Below are 21,611 nucleotides of genomic sequence, written 5' to 3' on the forward strand. Positions count from 1 at the left end.
TTTCAGCACAGAGCAAAAAGCATCTGCAAGCCCCGAGCAACGTATTGAGATCGCCGCAGCGTCCCTGAGCCAGGTGCTTTCAAATTTCGCTGCAGCACAGGGCGTGGCACTGATTTACGACACCCGTCTGACCGAAGGTTTGTCGAGTCCCGGCCTGCAGGGTGAATACAGCCTGTATGAGGGGTTTTCGCATCTGTTGCGCGGTACCGGCCTGGAGCTGATCGGCACAGGAACAGAATTGCAGTTGCGTAGACGCGCTGCGCTGACCCTCGAAGACACTCAGGTTCAGGGCGTAACCCGCGGCCTGGATGCCACCACCGAACACAGCGGCTCGTACACCACCACCAGCATGGGGGTCGCCACCCGCTTGCCACTCTCGACTCGCGAAACACCGCAGTCTGTCAGCGTGGTCACACGCCAGCGGATGGACGACCAGGGCATGACACGCCTGGAGGACGCCCTGGCTCAGGTCACCGGGGTGAATGTGATGTACGAAACCGCCGACCAGGTGCGCTTTTACTCACGTGGTTTTGCCATGGACAATGTCCAGGAAAACGGTGCCAGCTCTTCATTTCAAGGAAGTGTTCCGGGCATGGGTTCAGCTGAGGCTTCCAGCGACTCCCCGGACATGGCTCTCTACGACCACGTTGAAGTGCTGCGCGGAGCTTCTGGCCTGACCCAGGGGACAGGCGAACCCGGCGGTACTGTCAATCTGGTACGCAAGGCTCCAACCCATGACTTTCAAGCCTCGGCCAGCCTCAGTGCCGGTTCATGGGACAAGTACCGCAACGAAATTGACGTATCGGGCGCGCTTAATGATGACGGCTCACTGCGCGGCCGGGTTGTCACTGTTTACCAGGACAGCAAATCGTTCGTTGACTATGTGGCCTCAGATCGGCAAGTGTTTTTCGGCACCTTGGCTTACGACTTCACCCCCGACACAACCCTGACCACCGGCTACACTTGGCAGAAATCCAACATCGTGCCCAACCTATATGGCGTGCCCATGTCGACGGACTACGCCAGCCTGGGACTGTCGCGTTCGACCTTCCTGGGCGCCAGCTGGAACAACATGACTTATGAGAAAAACAATCTGTTCGCCGAGCTTGAACACCGTTTCGCGGAAGACTGGACGCTGAGCAGCTCTCTCAACTACACCCACACACAAGGGGACGGACAGTTCATCGGTACGTTCGGCAATGGTGTAACAGGTGTCGGGCCTGAGGGGACTGCCCGGCTTAACAACTACATTCACCGAAACAACATGGCCGACCAGTACGCGGCCAACCTTAACGTAACCGGCAATTTTTCGTTGCTGGAACGTCTCCATGAAGTGGTCATCGGCGCCGATTATCAGAAAGAAAATTACGACAATCGAGTCGGTACGCTCTCCAATACTTCACCGGTCAATGTCTACTCCTTCAATCCGTCAGGGGTTGCCCGCGCGCAGGTGCCCTACCGTAACCGCTATCGCTATGACAACACCCAACGCGCGACGTACATGGCTACACGTTTGAGCCTGAGCAACGACTTGAAGCTTATTTTGGGCAGCCGTTACAGCAGCTTCTATTTCAATTCACGCTTCAAGAACCTCGCGACAGGCAATGAAACACGCTCGCCTTATCGTGAGGACGGAAAACTCACGCCCTATGGTGGGCTGGTGTGGGACTTCGCAGAAAACCTTTCCTGGTACGCCAGCTACACCAGCATTTTTAAACCGCAGAACGTGGTGGACGAAAACCGTATGCCGCTTAAACCGATCATAGGCGCTAACTATGAAACGGGAATAAAAGGCGACTTTCTCGATGGCAACCTTAATGTGTCAGCGGCCGTATTTCGCATCATTCAGCGAAACCGTGCCATCGATAATGGCAACCTGGAGTGCGTGGACAACTGCTACGAAGCTGCTGGCAAGGTGCGCAGCCAGGGCTGGGAAATAGAAGCCTCGGGCGCGCTCAGCGACCGCTGGAAAATTTACTCTGGCTACACGTTTACGCGCAGCGAATACCTGAATGATGTCTCTGGCACCATCAAGGCCGGCGATCCCTATAGCGAATGGTTTCCCAAACATCTGTTACGGATGTATACCGACTACCGCCTCGACACATCGGGTGAGCGCTGGAGCATTGGCGCCGGCTTGACGACCCAAAGCAGCACGGACACCACCCGCGATATGTATCAGGGCGGCTATACCCTGTTCAATGCCTCTATCGCCTATCGGGTAGACAAACATACGACGTTGAGCCTGGTGGGAAACAATCTCACCGACAAGACTTACTACATCCCTGTATCCAACCGGCATCGTGGTGGCAACAACTTCTATGGCGATCCGCGCAACGCCACGCTCACAGTCAAGTGGGCGTATTGAGCCAGCAAGCCTCAGTTTCAACGTGGCTGGACCGCAACTGAGTGAACCCGCAACACAAGGGCCAGCACCTTGATCAGGTGACTGGCCCTGCCTTCATTTAACGCTTGATCCCATTGGCTTTGAAGAGCCATTCAAACGCCTGCTCCAGGGTCGGTGCCGGCGTCTGCAATGGATTCGCACTGATCTGTTCGGCGGTGCGCTGGAACAGGTCTTTTACCCCCGGCAGCACGGCCACCGGCATATCGGCGGCGCGCAATTGGCGCTCAGCCTCTTCAACCTCTTTGAGACGACGTGGCGCATGCAGCACGTGCGTGCGGATCAAAGCGCCGAGGAAATCGCGCAGGCTGGCTTGATCAATGTCGCTCAAGGCGTCGTGCAGTTTGTCGGTCACGCCCTGTTTTTCTGCGGCCATAAAGCACTCGATGGTCAGCGCCTCCAGCCCTTTGGTAAACACGCTGCGCAGAATTTTGAGCGCTGCCGCATCGCCCGCCGCGCCACCTTCAACCGCCTTGAGCGGTGCGCCGATGGCCGTGTACAGGCGCTGCGCAGGTTCAATGCCGGGACCTGCGCCCAGCAAGTTGGTTTTCTCATGGGTCAGCGCGATGGCGCCGAGGATTGCCACGTCGACGTACACGATGCCAGATTGCGCCGCCTGTTCGGCAGCGATTCTGATCTGCGCCGGGTCAGCGGTCGTCATGTCGATGTACAGCGCGCCCTTGCGCATGTGGGCCAGCGCCTGCTCGGCCACCACCAGCGACACTGTGCCGAATACGCACGACACGACAACGTCGCAGTCTGCAGCGATAGCGCCAACTGAGGTGGCGATATCCAGGCCCCGCTCGGCGGCAAATGCCTGGGCAGTGGCTGAGGGTTTCAGGTCGCACAAGATGATGTCATGCCCTGCCGCTGCCCATGGCCGCGCATAAGTGAGGCCGACTTCGCCCGCTCCGACAATTGCGATTTTCATTGTTAGGGTTTCCGATTATTTGGCCCCGTAGGCGCCCTTGTAAGTTCCGGACGCAATTTGCGCCATCATCTCTGCTTCTTTTTGTTCGGTACCCAGGCACCGTTGCAACAGTTCTTCTGCCTGCTCGGCCGGGAACGCCACGATGCCATCGTGATCGCCGACAACGATGTCGCCCGGCGAGACGATCATGCCGCCAATGCTGACCGGTACGTTAATGTCCCCCGGCCCGTTTTTATACGGGCCGCGATGGTAGGCGGCCCGGGCAAACACCGGGAAGCTGCCCTTGCCAATCGTCGCCAGATCACGAATGGCGCCGTCTACCACAATGCCTGCGGCGCCGCGTTTTTGCGCGATGGCGGTCATGATGTCGCCCATCAAGGCCCGGCTGATATCCCCCCCGCCATCCACCACCAGCACTTGCCCGGGGCTCAGGATTTCCAGCGCCTGATGGATCGCGCGATTGTCACCGCACGGGACTTTCACGGTCAGGGCGGTACCGACCATGGTGCCTTCAATGCGATGGAATGGCGTGAGTGGCGCGCCAGGCAGACGATCCAGGCAATCACTGATAATGGACGTCGAGGTGCGGGTATAAGCGGCCAGCAGCGCATGCAAGTCTGACGTTGAGGCGATAGCGTTCATGGGTGTTCCTCAGGTGGCGTATGGCTTTGAGGATAAAGACCCTGAAAAATAGAAAAAGCGATATTATCGTATGCCCAAACATGCCCAACAGGAATGTTAATGATCAACCTCCGGCAACTCCTTGCGCTGCACTGGATCGAACGCCTCGGCACTTTCGAGCGTGCGGCCGAGCACCTCAATACCACGCAGTCAGCCATCTCCAAGCGCATACAGGAACTGGAGGCCTCAACGGGGCTGCAACTGTTCGACCGCTCGCAACGCGGTGCACGGCTCACGGCCATCGGCGAAGAAATGCTGGTGATTGCCCGGGAAATGCTCACCCTTGCAGAACGCATCACCTCACTTAAAGACGGCACCCACGTGGTGACCCGACGCCTCAGGCTGGGCGTGACCGAGCTGACGGCGCTGACATGGCTGCCCCGGCTGATTGCCAAACTGGTGGAGGATTTTCCGGGGCTAACGGTTGAGGCTGAAGTCGACATGAGCCGCAACCTCCATGAAAAGCTCGTGGATGATCTGGTGGACATGATTATCATCCCCGACACCTTCACAGCGCCCGAGATCACCGCGGTGCCGCTGGGCATTGTTGAAAACGCCTGGATGGCAGCTCCCGGCGTCGTCGAGCATTCGGGGGTGGTCGGGCTGGCCGAACTGGCCAAGTACCCGCTGCTGGTACAAGGCAAAAAGTCGGGGTCGGGTTTGTTTGTCAACAAATGGCTGGGGACCATGGGCATCGAGCTGCCCAAGATGTTGTCCTCCGACAGCCTGACGGCCATGCTCGGGCTGACCGCCGCCGGGCTGGGTGTCACGTACCTGCCGTTGGAGTGCTTTCGCCCGCTGGTGGATGAGGGCAAATTGACGATCATACACACCGACCCGCCCTTGCCGCCCGTGCCCTACATGGCGATGTACCGAAATGATCGGCCCTCGGCGTTCGTGAGCGAAGTGGCGATGCGGGCCGTCGAGCAGTGTGATTTTTCGCGGCAATTGCAAAGCTGAAAAGGTGCAGATGACGGTCGTCAACGCACCTTCCCGGCGTGAACCGAAGGCTGTGAATGGGCAGCCCGGTTACGCACTCGCCAGCGACTCGTTATGGTTGGCCGGCTCGTTAATCGACAGCACAAAGACCAGCGCCGCCAGTGAGCATACGCCCAGGAAGATGAACACCGCCGTCCAGCTGTAGCTATCCAGGAGCAAGCCGGTGATCAGCGGCGCCATCGCCCCGCCGGCCTGGCCTGCGCTGTTGACCACAGAGGCCGCCACCGGGTAAGTGGTGCGCGTGGTCAGGCCCATGGAGTACACCGAAAATGACGAATAACCGATGTTCAACAGAAAGCCCGTGCCAAACAGCAGCAGGCTGACCGAGAGCAGGTCATTGGGCGCATAGACCAAGGCAACCATCATCAGGCACGTGGCCACAGCGCTGATCATCATCGTCGGCTTTCTGCGACGGTCCAGCACGGTGTCGGACAACCAGCCCCCGACGATATTGCCCAACACACCGCCAGCAAAAGGCAAGGCCGCCACCAAGCCGATCTGCATCAGTTCAAAATGCTTCACTTCCCCCAGGTACTTGGGCAGCCAGGCCAGCAGCACGTTGACCACGCCGGTCATCAACAAATAGCCCAGGCCGCAGCCCCATATGTTCCAGGACGCAAACACAGAGCGGGAGCTGGCCAGTCGCGGCGTTTGCTTGTAACGCAGCAGGGTGTCCAGCGCACCGAAGCTTTTGTGAGTGCGCACACTGTCGGTTTTGCTGGTCTGCTGGTCTTCGATGTAGGTGGCTTCTGCGTCGTTGACTCGGCGACCGGCGCGTGGATCGTTGGGCACCAGCCACCACCAGATCAGCGCCAGCACGACGCCGGGGATGGCGAAGGCAAAGAACATCGTCCGCCAGCCATCGAGCATGATCAGCGCTGCGCCAATGGGCGGCGCGATGACCGCACCCATCTTCGCCGCCGACAGAAAAGCCCCTGTGGCGAGACCTTTTTCACGCGCCGGGAACCAGCGATTGATCGTACTCAGCATCGACAACGGCAGGGCCGCTTCGGCAATGCCCAGCGCTGAGCGATAGATTTTCAGCAACCCGAAATTATGCGCGGTGCCAATCAGCAGGGTGACGATCGAGGTCAAGCCAATGGAGACCGGCGCAACAACACGCACGCCCACTTTGCTGAGCAAAAAGCCTGCTGGAATTTGCCCCAGGGAATAAAACAGAAAGAAGGCGCTGACCAGCAATCCCGCCTGAGCATTGGTCGCCCCGAACTCTTTCTGGATGTAGGGCAAGGCGATACCGATGTTGGCACGATCGGCGGCGGCCAGCATGTAAACAACGACGATGACGGACAGAACAACCCAGCGATACTTTGACCTCGCCTGAGCGGCAACGTCGGTGGCGGCGATTGCGGTCATGAACATTCCTTTTTTTATGCTTATTGGAGGCGCCATGTTCTGCATTCGGCGATGTCGATAAAAGCGATAAATAAGAAACCTTATTCATTCCTTTTTCGCATCATTAAGTGTTGGTCTTCAGGGGTATCACGGCAGGTGTGAGCGCAAAAAAAGGCACGACACTTGACCGGGTGTTCTCTTAACTCCCCCTCGCCACGTGCAGTGCAAAGGGAAACAGGAGACTTCAACACCTTGGGTCAAGCGCGTGCCGAACGCTCAGCGGAGCGAATCAAATAATCGTGACGTGTTTACGCCTGCTCAGTGGGCAGCAGTTCGGAAATCTCGATCAGGTTGAGGTCAGGGTCGCGAAGATAAACAGAGCGAATGGGGCCGGTAGCTCCCGTACGCTGCACGGGACCGAGCAGAATCGGCCAGTTCTCGGCTTCCAGGTGGGCGATGACCTCATCCAGGGTGACGGTGGCGATAAAGCAAAGGTCGAGCGCCCCCGAGACCGGCAAATGAGCTTTGGGTTCGAACTCAAACCCGCGCACGTGAACGTTGATCTTCTGCTGGCCAAAATGGAACGCCATCCGCCCGCCCGGCGAAGGCACAAATTTCATACCGAGCACACGCAGGTAGAAGTCTTTGCAGGCTTCAACATCAACGGTGGTCAACACTAAGTGATCAAGGTGTTTAATCATGGGGCGCCCTCCAGCGTTTCAAACACAACCTGCTTGTTCGAGGTTGTAGCGGTTCTAACATTAAATGTGGGCATTTAACGCGTGTGGGTTAAACGACGTTTCTTGGCTCGCCACGGACAAAGGCTTCAATGTTGTCGACCAATTGATCGGCTAAACCTTGTACGGCCTCATCACTCGCCCACGCAACATGGGGGGTGAGAATAAAGTTGGGCCGATCCACCAGCGTCATGAACGGATGATCCGGCGCTGGCGGCTCGGCCATCACCACATCAAAATCCGCGCCAGAGATCTGCCCCGCTTCCAGGGCCGGGCCGACAGCGCTTTCGTCCACCAACCCACCGCGTGCGGTATTGATCAGTAAAGGCTTGCGGCGCATCAGCGCAAACTCTGCGGCGCCAATCATGTTGCGGGTTTCGGGTAGCAGCGGGCAGTGCAGGGTCAGGATGTCGGCTTCAGCCAACGTCTGCTCAAACGGCACATACAACGAGCCGAGCCCGGAGTGGCCTTTGTACCCGGCGAAAATCACCCGCATGCCGAGACCGCGCGCCATGTTGGCGACCGCTTGGCCCAGTACCCCATCACCGATGATGCCAAGGGTGGAACCGGCCAGGTCCTTGATCGGGTAATCGAAGAAGCAGAACTGTTGCGCCTCTTGCCAGCGACCTGCCCTCACCGCGTCACGGTACGCACAAATGCTCCGGCGCAGGGCAAAGATCAGGGCAAAGGTATGCTCTGGCACCGTGTTGACGGCGTAGTTGCGGATATTGCTGACCACGATGCCGCGCGCCTTGCACGCCGCAATGTCGACGTTATCGGTGCCCGTAGCGGCAATGGCCACCAGGCGAAGATTTTTCGCCGCAGCGATTACTTCACCGCTGAGCTTTACCTTGTTGAGCACAACGATGTCGGCATCGGCGATCCGCTCAGCCACTTGGTCGGAAGCGGTGCGCCCCCAGGACTGGATCTCATGCGCAAAGGACGGCGCCCGCAGCACGGTCTGCGGCGACAGCGTGTCCCGGTCAAGAATGACGATCTTCATGCGGTGTAACCCAGGCGTGCCAACTGGGCATCAATCCAGGTGATATCCAGGCGATCTTCTTCGATTTCTTTAACCGTCACTTTCTCTGCTGCGCATTTGCCCAGCGCGGCATCGAGGATCTGCTCGGCGGCTTCAAACGGCACGCACAGCAAGCCGTCAGCATCACCGAGTATCAGGTCACCGGGGTTGATCACCATGCCGCTGATGGCGATTGGCACGTTGATTTCGCCAGGCCCGTCCTTGTACGGGCCACGGTGGGTGATCCCGGCGGCATACACCGGAAAGTCACCGGCCTGGATCGCATCGATGTCGCGAATCGCCCCATTGAGCACGATACCGCCAAGGCCGCGCTTGATGGCCGTTGCCACCATCAACTCGCCCATCAGCGCGTTCGTCAGGTCGCCGCCGCCGTCCACCACAATCACGTCACCGGGTTGTGCCAGGTGCAAAGCCTTGTGGATCATCAGGTTGTCACCCGGACGGGCTTTGACCGTGAAGGCAGGCCCCGCCAACACACCGCCTTTGTGATACGGACGCAACTGAGTACCGCCAGCAGTCATTCGCCCCATGCAGTCACTGACGTTGGCAACCGGGACTGCGCGAAAACTGTCGACCAGTGCGGCGCTGACTTGGCGTGTACGAGGGAGGATTCGAAGTCCGATCATTGTTGTTTTCCATCTTGACGGAGTGGGCGGTCGGCAATGTGCCAGCCGGGGGTACAGGTGTGGATGCCAGCCGCCTTCAAGCCGAGGCCCGGCTGGCATCCCCTGCGGGTTGACGTCACTTTAGGAGAAGGCTTCGCCTGTAAAAAGCGAATTAAAGAAGGCAAAAATGTTCGAAAAAAGTGATGAATCAATGGCTCTTCAGACCACTAAAAGGGCATTTCGCAGCGGCTTAAACTGCCCCCGCCAATGCCCGCAGGTGCCGCCCCGCGCCCCCTGTGCACTGGCAGCTATGGTAGATTGCCGCGTAAACCAATGGCTCTCACTTGGGATCTTTGTCATTACGGAGGATATATGTCCGACACGCTTTCTCAGCTTGAATCCGACCTCAACGGCCCCTTGGTCGCGTCTGCCCACCTGGTGGTAGAAGGCCAAGTGCCGGCGTCGGAGTTTGAGTTCGGCATGATCCTGACGTGGAACGCGTTTTCAAGGTGGGCCACCTCCTGCATGAGTGCGGCCGGAGCACCTGACCTGGGCATGGTCGACATCATGGTGCTCAACCATATTTGCCACCGTGGCAAACAGAAGAAGCTCGCCGATATCTGCTTTACTTTGAATTTTGCAGACACCCACATCGTCTCTTACTCCCTGCGCAAGCTGTCGGGGAGCCTGCTGATCAGTTCCAAAAAGATTGGCAAGGAAGTGTTCTACAGCCCGACCAAAAAGGGCCTGGCGCTGGTAGAGCGGTATGTGACGGTACGCACCAAATGCCTGGTACCGAGCATCGATCAAAACCTGGTCGAAAAGCTCAGTTCGACGGCCCGCACATTGAGAGAAATGTCTGGCACCTATGACCAGGCAGCAAGGGCAGCTTCTTCACTGGTTTGACCCCTCAAGCTTTACGCAAGCACTCGACGCGATGTTACCTTTTGTAGCGACTTTGCTCCCTTAGGTAGCATTGCCAAAATAGCGTCGCGAGCTGAAAAATCCTTTCTCCGCCGAATTCTCGGCAAAAAATTGCAAAAATAAAAATCTGATTTTTATATTAATTTTCAATTAGTTATATCCATTAAAAAGCACTTTAAAGACTAAACGAAGACAAAACACATTCGAATCGTAAACGTTGGCGTGCTCCATGCAACGCCTCCCGCACGGCATCTGTCGTTCGGTGAGCACCTGCATTTGGAATAGCCATGATTCTTTTTGAACCCACATTAGTAACCTCAAAGGCCGTTGATACCTCTGTGCGAATATCGCTCGCAGGTACCAACGGCCTGCTTCTGGATGTGTCCTGCGGCCCTTATGACAAGGCGCTGCAGCAACGGCTTTGGGCGTTGAACAACACCCTGCGTGATCCGCAAAGTTTTCCAGGGTTAGTCGAAACCGTGCCAGGGGTTAACAACCTGTTGGTCATCTACGATCCCCGCAAGATCCCCCCAGATGCAGCGGCGCAGGTGTTGTCCGACCTGTGGATCAACTCCAGCCCCACGCCCATCAATGGCAAGCACTTCGTCATCGACATGATTTACGGCGGCGAACACGGGATGGACCTGGACTACGTCGCCGAACAGACGGGCCTCACCCCACGTGACGTCATTGCCTTGCACAGCTCGGTCACTTACACCGTGGCCGCGCTCGGATCGATGCCCGGACTCCCCTATCTCGTGGGGTTGCCCCCGGCGCTTGAAGTCCCTCGCCGCCAAGTCCCGCGCACCTTGATTCCTAAAGGCAGCGTGGTAATCGCCGGTGAGCAGGCGTCTGTCTTCCCGTGCCCAGGCCCGTGCGGCTGGCACGTGATCGGCCACGCCGACTTTGATGGCTTTGACAGCCAGGCAATGCCGCCTGCGCTGTTGAGCCCCGGTGACACCCTGGAATTTCGTCCAAAGGCGCAATTGAAATGATGGAAATCCTCTCTAACGGTCCTCTCAACATCATTGTCGATCGCGGTCGTATCGGGTTCCTTGCCAGCGGTGTCAGCCGCAGCGGTGCCATCGACAGCCTGAGTTACGAGCTCGGCAACGCGATGCTGGGCAATTCACGTGAAGCGGCCAGCATTGAGATCAACAACTTCCCGTTCAAGGTGCGCATGGGCGAAGCGTGCTGTGTTGCCATTACCGGCGCACTCAGCACCAGCCGCATCGGGCAAAAACAACACGCGCCGTGGTCACGGTTAAAGATCAATGCGGGTGAAACACTGGTCATCGAAGCGCCTCAAGCAGGCCGCTGTGTTTACCTGGCAATCGAGGGCGGCATTGAGGTGCAACGGGTGCTCAACTCTTGCGCCACCGACCTTAAAGCCGCGTTCGGAGGCCACGAGGGCAAAGCCCTGGCGAAAGGCGACAGGCTTCGCAGTTCGCCCCGCAACAGCGCTGCATCGGCCGCCCCATCGAGCCTCTTCGACCCGGCACTGCAAGCGTACTGGCGGGCGCTGAGTGAAGCGGGAACCACAGTTCGCGTCTTGCCCTCGGCCGAATGGCAAGAGTTCTCGGACGAGAGCAAAGAGCGTTTCTTCAACACCCATTACACCGTCGGGCGCAGTTCCAACAGGCAAGGCTACAGGCTGTCTGGCGCCGTGCTGAAGCGCACCGTCAATCGGGAGTTGCTCTCCCACGGAATCGTCCCCGGAACGGTGCAAATACCCACCAGCGGCGAGCCGATCATTCAACTGGTCGACGCCAATACCTGCGGTGGCTACCCCAAGCTGGTGAACGTGATTGAAGCCGACCTCTGGAAACTGGGCCAACTGATGCCGGGGCGCACCCTTAGGTTCGAGCTTACCGACATCGACGCCGCCCTCAGCGCAGGCGCCCAGCGGCATTCCTTGTTTGAAACCACCGCGACGCAGTGGCGGTAAGTTTTTGTAGTTGATCTGAAAAAAGTGGAAGAGGAAAAATGCACAGCAAAGATCTTGAACGATTGATTGATAGCTTCGAGCGCTCGACTCTCCTTGAGTTGAAGTACACGCAAGGGAACACCAAAGTCCACCTCGGTCGCCGACAACAAACGCCTGTCAGTACCACCGATACACCTCTCAAGCCCGCAGCCACTGTGGTTGTGCCAGCACCCGCCGCACCACTGGATGAACACCTGATCGCCGCCCCGATGGCGGGCATCGTGTACCTGCGCCCCTCCCCGGCAAAGCCTGACTTCACCAGCGTCGGCAGTCAGGTCAGTGAAGGCGACACCCTCGCGGTGATTGAAGCGATGAAATTATTCAACCCGCTGGAGGCCGAGTTTGCCTGCGAGATCGTCGAGATCCTGGTGGCGGATGGTGAAGACGTTGAGCGCGGCACCCCCATTTATCGAGCCAGGAAGGTTAACCATGTTTGACAAGGTATTGATCGCAAACCGGGGTGAAGTCGCGTTGCGTATCTGGCGTGCCTGTAAATCACTGGGCCTGCAAACCGTGGCGGTGTATTCAAAAGCCGACCGCGACTTGCGCCATGTAAAGCTGGCTGACACCTCCATTTGCATCGGCCCGGCTTCGGCTTCCAAAAGCTATCTGTTGCAGCAAAAAATCCTGCTGGCGGCAAAACTCACGGGGGCTCAGGCCATTCATCCGGGGTATGGTTTTCTGTCCGAGAACGCCGGGTTCGTCAAAGCGGTTGAGGACGCAGGCCTGACCTTCATTGGCCCGTCATCCGAGGCCATTGCGTGCATGGGCGATAAGGTGCGCGCCAAGCAGGCAATGATTGCGGCTGGCATTCCGTGTGTGCCGGGGTCAGATGGCGCAGTGCCTGATAGCGATGCAGAGATCCTTGAGTGCGGCAGAAAAGTCGGCTACCCGCTGATTATCAAAGCGGCCGGTGGCGGGGGCGGCCGTGGTATGCGAGTGGTCAATGCGCAATCGGAGTTGCTGCGCTCGGTCAGCCTGACCCGCGAAGAGGCCAACGCTGCCTTTGGCAACCCGGTGGTCTACATGGAGCGATTCCTTCAGACACCGCGTCACGTCGAGATTCAGGTGCTGGCCGACCAGCATGGCAATGCGCTGTGGCTGGGTGAGCGAGACTGTTCCACGCAACGCCGACACCAAAAATTGATTGAAGAATCCCCGGCGCCGGGCGTCGGCCGGGATTTGATCCAGGAGATTGGCCAGTTGTGCGTGAAAGCGTGCCTGGCGATTGGCTATGTGGGTGCCGGGACCTTCGAGTTTCTCTACGAAAACGGCGAGTTCTTTTTCATTGAAATGAACACCCGTGTTCAAGTCGAGCACCCGGTCACCGAGATGGTCACCGGCGTCGACATCGTCGCCGAGCAAATTAGAGTGGCCATGGGCCTGCCGCTGTCGATCAGCCAGGATCAGATTGTATTTTCAGGCCACGCAATCGAGTGCCGTATCAACGCAGAAGACCCATGGTCTTTTGCACCGTCAGCCGGCACGGTAAGTGACTGGTTGCCGCCGGGTGGTCCGGGCATTCGGGTCGAGTCACACCTCAAACCCGGGTTCAAAATCACCAGCCACTATGACTCCCTTATCGCCAAGGTTATTGCCCATGGCTCAACGCGAGAGCAAGCCATCGAGCGAATGAAAGTAGCGCTCAGTGAATTGGTGATCGCCGGTGTTGATTCAAATATCCCCTTGCAACTGGAGATATTGGGCACACAGCAGTTTGCTCAAGGCGGGGCGAACATTCATTACCTGGAGCATTATCTTGACCAGCGAGAAGGGAGCCAGCAGTCATGACCATCGATGACATTGAATTATTGATCCAGCGACTGCAAGGATCGAGCATCCGCTCATTAACCGTTGAAGATGACCATTATTCTTTAAGCCTTGAGTTTGGCAGCGCAACGACAACCGTGAGCGTTGCAGAACCCGCGCTGGCAGCGCCTGCCAAGACTCTGCAAGAGGGCACAGTGATTGAATCACCCGAGATGGGTGTTTTTTATCATCAGCATCCCTTTACCGGGGCCACGACTGACCTCTGCGGACAACAGGTGACACCTGACATGATCATTGGTTATGTCGTCGTTGAAACAACAGCCATACCGGTATACCCCAGCGCCAGCGGAACATTGAAAAGTTATTCTGTCAGCAATGCTCACGTTGTGGGCTACGGAGATATCGTCGCAATACTTATATAACGCCCAGCCTGACATTTAACCTGACAAGCAACATCACCACCGGTTTAGTGGCGCGTATTGTCACGCTCTGAATTTCTCTATAGATGAGAAAAAGCGATGATATTCCATCCCAATAAATCGCTATAGCCATGATAAGCGGTGGTGTATGTTGCAAGTGGCTTACAGCAAACAAATACAATAACAATTACTAGCTACTACGGGTTAATGCTTCGGCACCTGCTCTTTCCCTACTGTCTAGTGGTTACATCTCAAAAGTTCTCGGATCCCTCCGGCGAGATAGACACCTATGATAAAAGATACTGCAGTTCTGCATTATTCATTCGATGAAACTTCATCCGAACCTCAATCCCCCTGGAAAGCCTCTATTGTTGCAGGCATGGGCTCAGCCGTTGAGTACTATGACTTTGCGATATATGGCTTATTGGCCAGCACGTTGGCGAAAGTATTCTTTCCTGCCATGAATTCATTTGAGGCCCTTCTTTCCGCACTTGCGGTTTTCGCCAGTGCTTTCATCATGCGCCCATTGGGGGGCATCTTTTTCGGTCGCCTGGGTGACCGTCGGGGCCGTTCGTACACATTGGTTGCGACGGTCATCGGTATCGGTATTGTCAGCGGCATCGTCGGGATACTACCGACCTACGATCAAGCGGGAGTGCTTGCCCCGGTGATGCTGGTGGCCTGCAGATTGGCCCAAGGGTTTTTCGCGGGAGGCGAAGCCAGCGGTGCCGCCACGTACATATCCGAGTGTGCTCCCGCCAACAAACGCGGGTTCTTCGGTGCCTTCAACCCGGCGGGTGTTGCCATTGGTATTGCCACCGCCGCGGGCATGGCGGGCGCGGTCAGTTTCATGATCACCCCGGAAGAAATGGTGGCGTGGGGCTGGCGTATTCCATTTTTGATCTGCATTCCCTTTATCGGCCTCACCTTATGGGCACGGATGAAGCTGGAGGATTCACCCAAATTTAAAAGCCTGGTGGAATCAAATGAAGTGGTTAAAGCCCCGGTTCGCGAAGTATTCACGCTCTATAGAAAATCGCTGTATCTGGCGGTATCCATTGCCTTTGCGCAGAACTGCACCGCCTACTTGGGCATTGTTTATTTAAACCTGCATATGACCCGAACCCTGGGCTATGAAACAGGCAAAGTCTTTTGGCTGATGGCGGCCAGTACCTTGGCAGCGGCCTTGGCAATGCCCCTGTTCGGTCAAATATCTGACCGGGTGGGTCGTAAAACATTAATGATCATTGGTTATGCCAGCTATATCGTTGTTATCCCTATTTCAATGTACTTGATGTCACTTGGCAGTTTCCCACTGGCCAGCTTCGCCGCCCTGCTCGCCTTTTTGCCGTTTGCCATTGTTCAGGCCCAGGGTTACACCGTTTACGGCGAGTTATTTCCAACCCGTGTGCGTTACACCGGCATGGCTATGAGTTTTAACGTGGGCGCTATTTTTGGCGGCGCCAGCACGCCGTTTATCTGCACTTGGCTGGTCGAAAATACCGGCAACTCAATGTCACCGGCCATTTGGACAAGCTTGGCCGCCATGATTTCCATTACTGCCCTGAGCAAGATGAAAGATGTCACCGGACAAGAACTCACCAACTAACTAAAGGAGTTTCACCGTGCTTAAGTCTGTCGATATTAACTGCGATATGGGTGAGGGCTTTGGTCCTTACACCATTGGTCAGGATGACGAAATGCTGGATGTTGTTACCACGTCCAACCTTGCCTGTGGCTTTCATGCAGGCGACTTCAAGATCATGGCCGATATTTGCGCAAAGGCTAAGCAAAAAGGCGTCGCGGTTGGCGCTCATCCGGGTTACCCCGATCTGTGGGCCTTTGGTCGTCGGCATCAGGAATTCTCCCAGGACGAACTCCGCCAACTGTTGGCCTATCAAATTGGCGCCGCATGGGCGATGGCCAGGTCGGTCGGCCACCGGTTGACCCATGTAAAAGCCCATGGTGCCTTGGGGCATTTGGTTGCAGACAATGAAATGGCAGCTCAGGCGTTAATTGAGACGATCCAGAAAGTCGACGACACGCTCATTTTGTCGACCATGGCCGGCGTCACCCTCGAACGCCTCGCCGATAGTGCCGGGGTGGCGTACGTCACCGAGATCTATGCCGACCGCGCTTACCTTGATTCCGGCCGCCTTGTGCCAAGAACGCAGCCAGGTGCGGTGATTCATGACGCCGACCAGGCGGCAGCACGGGTGATGCAGATGATCGAAGAAAGCGCAATTATCACCCAGTCGGGCAAGCGTATTCCGGTGTCCATCGACACCATCTGCGTCCATGGTGATACCGACGGCGCGCTGCAGATGGCGAAAAAAGTGCGGACATCCCTTGAGCAAGCAGGCATCGCGGTGAAGCCCTATTGCCAACCTGAGTAATTAACCGCCCCAAGCAAAACGCCCAACTTCGTGTTGGGCGTTTTGTTTTCAGATCAATAAAAGGTTGCAAGTGCGAATCAGCGTAAAGCCTCACAGGCACGACGAATGCGCGCACAACCGTCCTGGATCACCGCTTCGCCACTGGCAAAGGACAACCGCACGTAGGGGCTGATGCCATAGGCCTCGCCCACGACCGTGGCGACACCCGCCTCCTCCAGCCAGTACTTGACGACATCGCCGTCGGTGTTCAGCACCTGCCCACGCGGGGTGGTCTTGCCCAGAAGCCCTTTGACGTTGACGAATACGTAGAAAGCGCCGTCCGGGACGGTCCAGGTCAGGCCTGGCACGCCTTCAAGTGCAACCAGCATGATGTCCCGGCGGCCCTTGTAGAGCGTCGACATTGCCTGGACCGGACCTTGATCTCCGCTGAACGCCGCAACCGCCGCCGCCTGGCTGATCGAGCTCGGGCAAGTGGTGCTCTGGGACAGCAACTTGCCAATCGCAGCAATCAGCCATTTCGGGCCCGCGCCGAAGCCCAGGCGCCAACCCGTCATCGCGTAGCCTTTGGAGGCCCCATTAACAATCAGGGTGCGTTCCTTGAGATCGGGAGCGGCGGCCGGGAATGAGACATAGGGCTCATCGCCATACACAAAGTGCTCATAGATTTCGTCAGCCATGATCAGCACATGGGGGTGATCACGAAGCACTTGGGCCAGTGCTTGCAACTCGGCAACGCTATACACAGCGCCGCTGGGATTGTTCGGGCTGTTCAGAATGACCCACTTGGTCCGTGGCGTTATGGCGTCTTCAAGTTCAGCCGGGGTCAGCTTGAAACCGTTGCTTTCGTGGCCATGGATAACGACCGGCGTGCCGCCATTCAGGCGAGTGATATCGGGGTAAGAAACCCAGTAAGGCGTGTGGACGATGACCTCGTCGTCAGGGTTGAGAGTGGCTGCCAGCGCTTCAAAAATAATTTGCTTGCCGCCCGACCCGGCCACCACCTCTTCGAGGCTGTACTCAAGAGCGTTGTCACGCGCCAGCTTGGTCACGATGGCATGGCGCAGCAAAGGTGTCCCAAGGGTGCTGGTGTAATGAGTATCGCCAGACGCCATGGCCTCGCGCGCCGCCTCAACGATATGCGCCGGCGTGTTGAGATCAGGCTCACCCACGGTGAAGTTCACAATGTCCTGACCTTGTGCCCGCAACTGCGCCACCAGGGCGTTGGCAGCCACACTCGGGGACGGGGCAATACTCAGGACCCGCTCGGACAAAAACGCGTTTTTCATTTTATTTTTTTCTCGCCGCAAACTGATGTCAGCCAAAGCGGAGTTGATCGACAGGGATCAGCAGATCCCTGTCGATCACAGCCTTGACGTGTCGTTACGGTCATGCCGCCAACGCTGAGGTTCAGCTTGCTGCGTAGAGGGACAGTGGGGGGACCAACCTGAAGACGAAACTGAACCCCTAGCGATGGACAATCATCACCGTGGGGTCGATCTTAGGCTGCCCGCAAGAATACTTTTAGCGACATTAAATGATGATTTTTCATCGCTTTTAGTGATGTTAATTAAGGCTTAAAACTCGCTTGTACGTTCGGGCCGGCGATGTAAGGATCGTCTCGTCTCAGGCGGCCCCGGTGCTGAATAAAGCACTGTTTAAACAACACTGTCGGATTGCCATTCGCCATAACTTCCACCCGGCAACACCTGAACAAGGCTGCTCTACATGGTGACTTTTAAGCAATTGGAGGCTCTTTACTGGATTGCCCAGCTAGGCAGTTTCGAAGCAGCGGCAACCAAGTTAAATATGTCCCAATCTGCGATATCCAAAAGAATCGTTGAACTCGAAGAGACCTTCAGCGTGGCGATGTTTGATCGCACGCGGCGCACGGCCCGACTGACCACAAAAGGCTCTTTATTGCTGGAGCATGCCACCGACTTGCTGTACCGGCGCGACCACATGCTGGGTGAGGTCAGCGACAAGACGATCCTGGTGGGCCGGTATCGCATCGGGGTGACAGAGCTGACCGCCATGACCTGGCTCCCGTCACTGCTAGAGGCCGTGAGCGAGGTCTACCCTCGCCTGCAATTGGAACCGGTGGTCGAGGTCGGCGCAGAACTCTTTCGCAAGTTTGAACAGGACCAGTTAGACCTTGTTGTTGTGCCGGATATATTCTCGGACGCCAGATCCATCACGGTAGCCTTGCAAACAGTAGGGTTTGCCTGGATGTGCTCGCCCAGATTGCTGGACACCGAACGAACATGGAGCGTGCTTGAACTTTCACAGCAAAAATTATTGGCCCAAGGGACTTCTTCAGGCACCGGCTTGTTCTATCAAAAATGGTTTGCGGATCAGAGCGTCTATTTCGCCAATACCGTGACCGCAAGCAACTTGCTCGCGCAAGTCGGGTTGACCATGTCCGGGCTGGGTATTTCGTATTTACCAAAACGCTGTTTGCAGCATCTTCTGGAAAGAGGCGATCTGAGCGAAATACACTGTGAGCCGCCATTACCGAACATTAACTATGTGGCCCTTTACAGACCTGGCCGCTGGATAGGCGTCAGCCAGGATATTGGAGTGATCGCGCAAAAACTGTGCGATTTTTCAAGGCTCTTGATCGCCGGGTAAAGCCTCACGCCACGATCGAATCAGCCGCAAAAATAGCCGTCAACTCGGCCAGAAAGGCGCTCACCACATCATGCTGACGCGTTGAGTGTCGGACGGCGGCATGAAAACCGACCTCGTAACGTAACTGCTCAGCGTTAAGCGGATGCAACTGCCCCAGCACTTCATGTTTGGCGGCGTAATGCTGAGGCAGAAAGCCCAAATGCTGACCCGACAAAATCAACAAGGCGGCCCCGTCCATGCTGTCGGTGAGCGCGGTCAAGCGCTCAATGGAGGTAGGGACTGGCATTTCGGGTAACGGATGGCTGGGCCAGACCCAGTCATGCTCGCGAACATCCTCGCTGCTGAGCGCTCCGACTTGATCAAAAAGCTCATGGGACGGCCCGCAATAGGCGATTTGCGTCTCTTGAAACAGAGAAAAATAGTCGATATTAGGCAGCCGACGCCAAAAGTAGCCGATCGCCAGATCCAGATGCCCGTTGATCAACTTCTCTTCCAGAAGCGAGGAAGACAGCTCAGTAAAGTGAAAGTACAGCCCTTCATGCTCGGATCGCAGGCGGGCGATGGCCTGGGCGATTTTCTTGTTGGCCACGGGGTCGATCTGGCCCATCAAGCCGATATTGACGTTGCCGGTAATTTTGCGATTGATGTGCTGAACCTCAATGCGAAAACCTTCTGTGGCGGCCATCAAGCGACGCGCCGCCTCGAGAAACTGCTGGCCTTTGGGCGTGACAGAAAACCCCGCGCGCCCGCGCTCACACAGGCGAAACCCCAGCCTGGCTTCCAAGGTGGCCAATTGCGCACTGATCGTGGGCTGCGTCGTATTGAGCGCCGTTTGCGCTGCAGAGATGCCCCCGGCTTCAACAACGGCCAGAAATACCCGGATCAAGCGTATATCCAGCTCCGACACCGTTCCTAACATGCGCGCTCCTGGCAAACGGCTTACATAGAAAAACACCTATGTGAACAGTTGGCCTCTGATATTTAACAGCTTGAACTTGCCCCCTACATTGCCAAGGACCGGCACTCAATCGCCTTGATGGCGAGCGATGATAGGTCGGTTTTTGGTGCACGTGCCACAACGTTTTTTGGCGATCTCATCGCAGTGTTCTGGAGTTCTACCTGATTGAGAGACAGGGTGATGGAGCCGCCCGCCTGCACTGACAGCTTCACTTTATAAAAACAATGATCACTGTCGATTCCAGCAAAAGGAGAATCGTATGTCAGCCCCCAAGAGCCCCACGTGCACCTTAAAAACAAGCGACGGGATGGCCATCGAAGGCCATTCGATCGATTACATTCCGGAAAACGAGCGGCACGCCAAGCTCAGCAGCCAAGGCCCTTTCTGGTTTTTGGGCAATTTCCACTTTTTCACCATTTCTATTGGCTTTGTAGGCCCAAGCTTGGGGCTTTCGGCCCTGTGGACAGCGCTGGCGGGCACGCTCGGGATCATGCTGGGCACCATTTTCATGGCCTTCCATGGCTCCCAGGGGCCTGAGATGGGCCTGCCGCAAATGATCCAGTCGCGGGCGCAGTTTGGCTACCGCGGGGTGATCCTCGCCCTGGTGGCGACGATGTTCGTGTTTGTCGGCTTCAACGTGGTGAATATCTCGCTGATCATCGACGGCCTCAAACATGTCTTTGGTTTTGACCCGACCCTTGTGGCCACCGCCGTCGTGCTCATCGGCGCATTGCTCTCTGTCTATGGCCACGACCTGATGCACAAAGCGTTCAAGTGGGCGCTGCTGGCCACGTTGCCTCTCTATACGCTCGTCACCATCGCCTTGATGCTGGGCACAGGCCAAAGCGAGGCCGTGGCGCCAGCCAGCAACCTTGGCTTCAACTGGGTCGCATTTGCCACCCTGTTTGCTATCGGTGCCAGCTACAACATTTCTTACGCGCCGTATGTCTCGGACTATTCCCGTTATCTCCCGAAAAACACCAGCAGGCCCAAATTGATCGCAGCGGTGTTTCTCGGTGCATCCTTGTCCGGCGGGTGGATGATCGGCCTCGGTGCCTGGCTTTCACAGCAGTTGCAGGCCACCGATGCCTTGGTCGCGCTGAATCAGGTGGGCTCTTCGGTCCTCCCGGGGTTAGGCAATGTCTTGGTGCTGATCTCGGTCGTCGGTTTTCTGCCAATCATTGCGCTCAATACCTACAGCGCCATGTTGACGTTGCTGACGGGGGTCGACTCCATCAAAAAAATCACGCCGACGCCGCAAGCCCGCGTGGTATCGATCTTTGCCATCAGCGTCATTGTGTTGACCTGTGTGCTGTCGATAAAAGGTGACAGTGTCGCGCTGTTGAACACCTTTCTGGTCGTGTTGCTGTACTTCCTGGTGCCCTGGACTGCCGTCAATCTGGTGGATTACTTCTTCGTGCGCAAAGGCCGTTACGCGATCCCGCACTTCTTCACACCCCACGGCATTTATGGCGCCTGGCAATTTCGCGGGATCGTTGCCTACCTGCTGGGTTTCGCAGCCATGGTGCCGTTTTTCTACATCGTCGATGCCACCGCCAACCAAGAGATTTTTGTCGGCCCGCTGGCACGCCTGTTGAACGGCGTGGACATTGCCTGGATGGTCGGGCTGCTGGTGTCCGGGCTCGTCTATTACGTGCTCAGCCGCTCGATTGACCTTGCGTACGAACGCCGGGTGATCGACGCCATTAGCGAAAGCGACATCGTCTCAATGAGCCAAACGTCGACACCGTCTGAGCCTTAAAGAACAGGAAACCGG

Annotated in this window: 20 protein-coding genes; 12 read left to right on the forward strand and 8 right to left on the reverse strand. The window is 56.8% G+C overall.

What is annotated here, in order from left to right:
* Positions 1-103 precede the first annotated feature (103 nt).
* Positions 104-2,368: a TonB-dependent siderophore receptor gene (locus tag AAEZ03_RS02610; protein WP_350575786.1), complete on the forward strand. Its 2,265-nt coding sequence runs from the start codon at positions 104-106 to the stop codon at positions 2,366-2,368.
* A 97-nt stretch (positions 2,369-2,465) separates the two neighbouring features.
* Here the strand turns inward: AAEZ03_RS02610 and AAEZ03_RS02615 are convergent, their stop codons facing one another.
* The gene (locus AAEZ03_RS02615; RefSeq protein ID WP_350575789.1) at positions 2,466-3,335 is read right to left on the reverse strand and encodes an NAD(P)-dependent oxidoreductase; all 870 of its coding nucleotides are present in this window, start codon (positions 3,333-3,335) and stop codon (positions 2,466-2,468) included.
* 15 nt (positions 3,336-3,350) lie between these two features.
* Entirely contained in the window at positions 3,351-3,977 is a 627-nt protein-coding gene (locus AAEZ03_RS02620) for an RraA family protein (protein WP_350575792.1), read from the reverse strand.
* A gap of 99 nt (positions 3,978-4,076) precedes the next feature.
* Between AAEZ03_RS02620 and AAEZ03_RS02625 the strand changes: the two genes are divergently transcribed.
* Positions 4,077-4,976 (forward strand): LysR family transcriptional regulator, encoded by a 900-nt coding sequence (locus AAEZ03_RS02625; protein WP_153330145.1) that lies wholly within the window; start codon positions 4,077-4,079, stop codon positions 4,974-4,976.
* Between the two features lie 69 nt (positions 4,977-5,045).
* Here AAEZ03_RS02625 and AAEZ03_RS02630 read toward each other — a convergent pair whose 3' ends face one another.
* From AAEZ03_RS02630 to AAEZ03_RS02645, 4 genes are all read right to left on the reverse strand, one after another.
* The gene (locus AAEZ03_RS02630; protein WP_350575795.1) at positions 5,046-6,389 is read right to left on the reverse strand and encodes an MFS transporter; all 1,344 of its coding nucleotides are present in this window, start codon (positions 6,387-6,389) and stop codon (positions 5,046-5,048) included.
* A 287-nt stretch (positions 6,390-6,676) separates the two neighbouring features.
* The gene (locus AAEZ03_RS02635) at positions 6,677-7,069 is read right to left on the reverse strand and encodes a VOC family protein (RefSeq protein WP_123750035.1); all 393 of its coding nucleotides are present in this window, start codon (positions 7,067-7,069) and stop codon (positions 6,677-6,679) included.
* An 88-nt stretch (positions 7,070-7,157) separates the two neighbouring features.
* Positions 7,158-8,108, reverse strand: coding sequence for a D-2-hydroxyacid dehydrogenase (locus AAEZ03_RS02640; RefSeq protein WP_350575799.1), 951 nt, complete (start codon positions 8,106-8,108; stop codon positions 7,158-7,160).
* Positions 8,105-8,773: an RraA family protein gene (locus AAEZ03_RS02645; RefSeq protein ID WP_153434753.1), complete on the reverse strand. Its 669-nt coding sequence runs from the start codon at positions 8,771-8,773 to the stop codon at positions 8,105-8,107. The genes AAEZ03_RS02640 and AAEZ03_RS02645 overlap by 4 nt, the downstream gene beginning before the upstream one ends.
* A gap of 351 nt (positions 8,774-9,124) precedes the next feature.
* Between AAEZ03_RS02645 and AAEZ03_RS02650 the strand changes: the two genes are divergently transcribed.
* The 8 genes from AAEZ03_RS02650 (at position 9,125) to AAEZ03_RS02685 (ending at position 16,248) form a co-directional block, all read left to right on the forward strand.
* Complete coding sequence (locus AAEZ03_RS02650) at positions 9,125-9,658, forward strand: winged helix DNA-binding protein (RefSeq protein ID WP_048370499.1); 534 nt, start codon at positions 9,125-9,127, stop codon at positions 9,656-9,658.
* 305 nt (positions 9,659-9,963) lie between these two features.
* The gene (pxpB, locus tag AAEZ03_RS02655) at positions 9,964-10,671 is read left to right on the forward strand and encodes a 5-oxoprolinase subunit PxpB (protein ID WP_350575801.1); all 708 of its coding nucleotides are present in this window, start codon (positions 9,964-9,966) and stop codon (positions 10,669-10,671) included.
* Positions 10,668-11,624 (forward strand): 5-oxoprolinase subunit C family protein, encoded by a 957-nt coding sequence (locus tag AAEZ03_RS02660; RefSeq protein ID WP_350575804.1) that lies wholly within the window; start codon positions 10,668-10,670, stop codon positions 11,622-11,624. The genes pxpB and AAEZ03_RS02660 overlap by 4 nt, the downstream gene beginning before the upstream one ends.
* A gap of 38 nt (positions 11,625-11,662) precedes the next feature.
* Positions 11,663-12,100, forward strand: coding sequence for an acetyl-CoA carboxylase biotin carboxyl carrier protein (locus AAEZ03_RS02665; protein WP_262126538.1), 438 nt, complete (start codon positions 11,663-11,665; stop codon positions 12,098-12,100).
* Positions 12,093-13,454: an acetyl-CoA carboxylase biotin carboxylase subunit gene (accC, locus tag AAEZ03_RS02670; RefSeq protein WP_153434757.1), complete on the forward strand. Its 1,362-nt coding sequence runs from the start codon at positions 12,093-12,095 to the stop codon at positions 13,452-13,454. The genes AAEZ03_RS02665 and accC overlap by 8 nt, the downstream gene beginning before the upstream one ends.
* Positions 13,451-13,855 carry a hypothetical protein gene (locus AAEZ03_RS02675; RefSeq protein WP_350575809.1) on the forward strand — a complete coding sequence of 135 codons (405 nt, stop codon included), beginning with the start codon at positions 13,451-13,453 and terminating at the stop codon, positions 13,853-13,855. Before accC ends, AAEZ03_RS02675 begins: the two co-directional genes overlap by 4 nt.
* Positions 13,856-14,141: 286 nt before the next feature.
* Positions 14,142-15,461, forward strand: a complete 1,320-nt coding sequence (locus tag AAEZ03_RS02680) for an MFS transporter (RefSeq protein WP_350575812.1) — start codon at positions 14,142-14,144, stop codon at positions 15,459-15,461.
* 16 nt (positions 15,462-15,477) lie between these two features.
* Positions 15,478-16,248, forward strand: coding sequence for a LamB/YcsF family protein (locus AAEZ03_RS02685; protein ID WP_350575815.1), 771 nt, complete (start codon positions 15,478-15,480; stop codon positions 16,246-16,248).
* 77 nt (positions 16,249-16,325) lie between these two features.
* Here the strand turns inward: AAEZ03_RS02685 and AAEZ03_RS02690 are convergent, their stop codons facing one another.
* Entirely contained in the window at positions 16,326-17,534 is a 1,209-nt protein-coding gene (locus AAEZ03_RS02690) for a pyridoxal phosphate-dependent aminotransferase (protein ID WP_273220572.1), read from the reverse strand.
* Positions 17,535-17,973: 439 nt separating this feature from the next.
* Between AAEZ03_RS02690 and AAEZ03_RS02695 the strand changes: the two genes are divergently transcribed.
* Entirely contained in the window at positions 17,974-18,876 is a 903-nt protein-coding gene (locus tag AAEZ03_RS02695; protein WP_350575819.1) for a LysR family transcriptional regulator, read from the forward strand.
* A gap of 4 nt (positions 18,877-18,880) precedes the next feature.
* Here the strand turns inward: AAEZ03_RS02695 and AAEZ03_RS02700 are convergent, their stop codons facing one another.
* Positions 18,881-19,795, reverse strand: a complete 915-nt coding sequence (locus AAEZ03_RS02700) for a LysR family transcriptional regulator (protein WP_350575822.1) — start codon at positions 19,793-19,795, stop codon at positions 18,881-18,883.
* A 298-nt stretch (positions 19,796-20,093) separates the two neighbouring features.
* Between AAEZ03_RS02700 and AAEZ03_RS02705 the strand changes: the two genes are divergently transcribed.
* A complete protein-coding gene (locus tag AAEZ03_RS02705) occupies positions 20,094-21,596 on the forward strand; it encodes a purine-cytosine permease family protein (RefSeq protein ID WP_350575825.1) in 1,503 nt (500 codons plus the stop codon).
* Positions 21,597-21,611 lie beyond the last annotated feature (15 nt).

It is taken from the genome of Pseudomonas sp. HY2-MNA-CIBAN-0224, from assembly GCF_040310285.1.
Taxonomy (GTDB): domain Bacteria; phylum Pseudomonadota; class Gammaproteobacteria; order Pseudomonadales; family Pseudomonadaceae; genus Aquipseudomonas; species Aquipseudomonas helleri.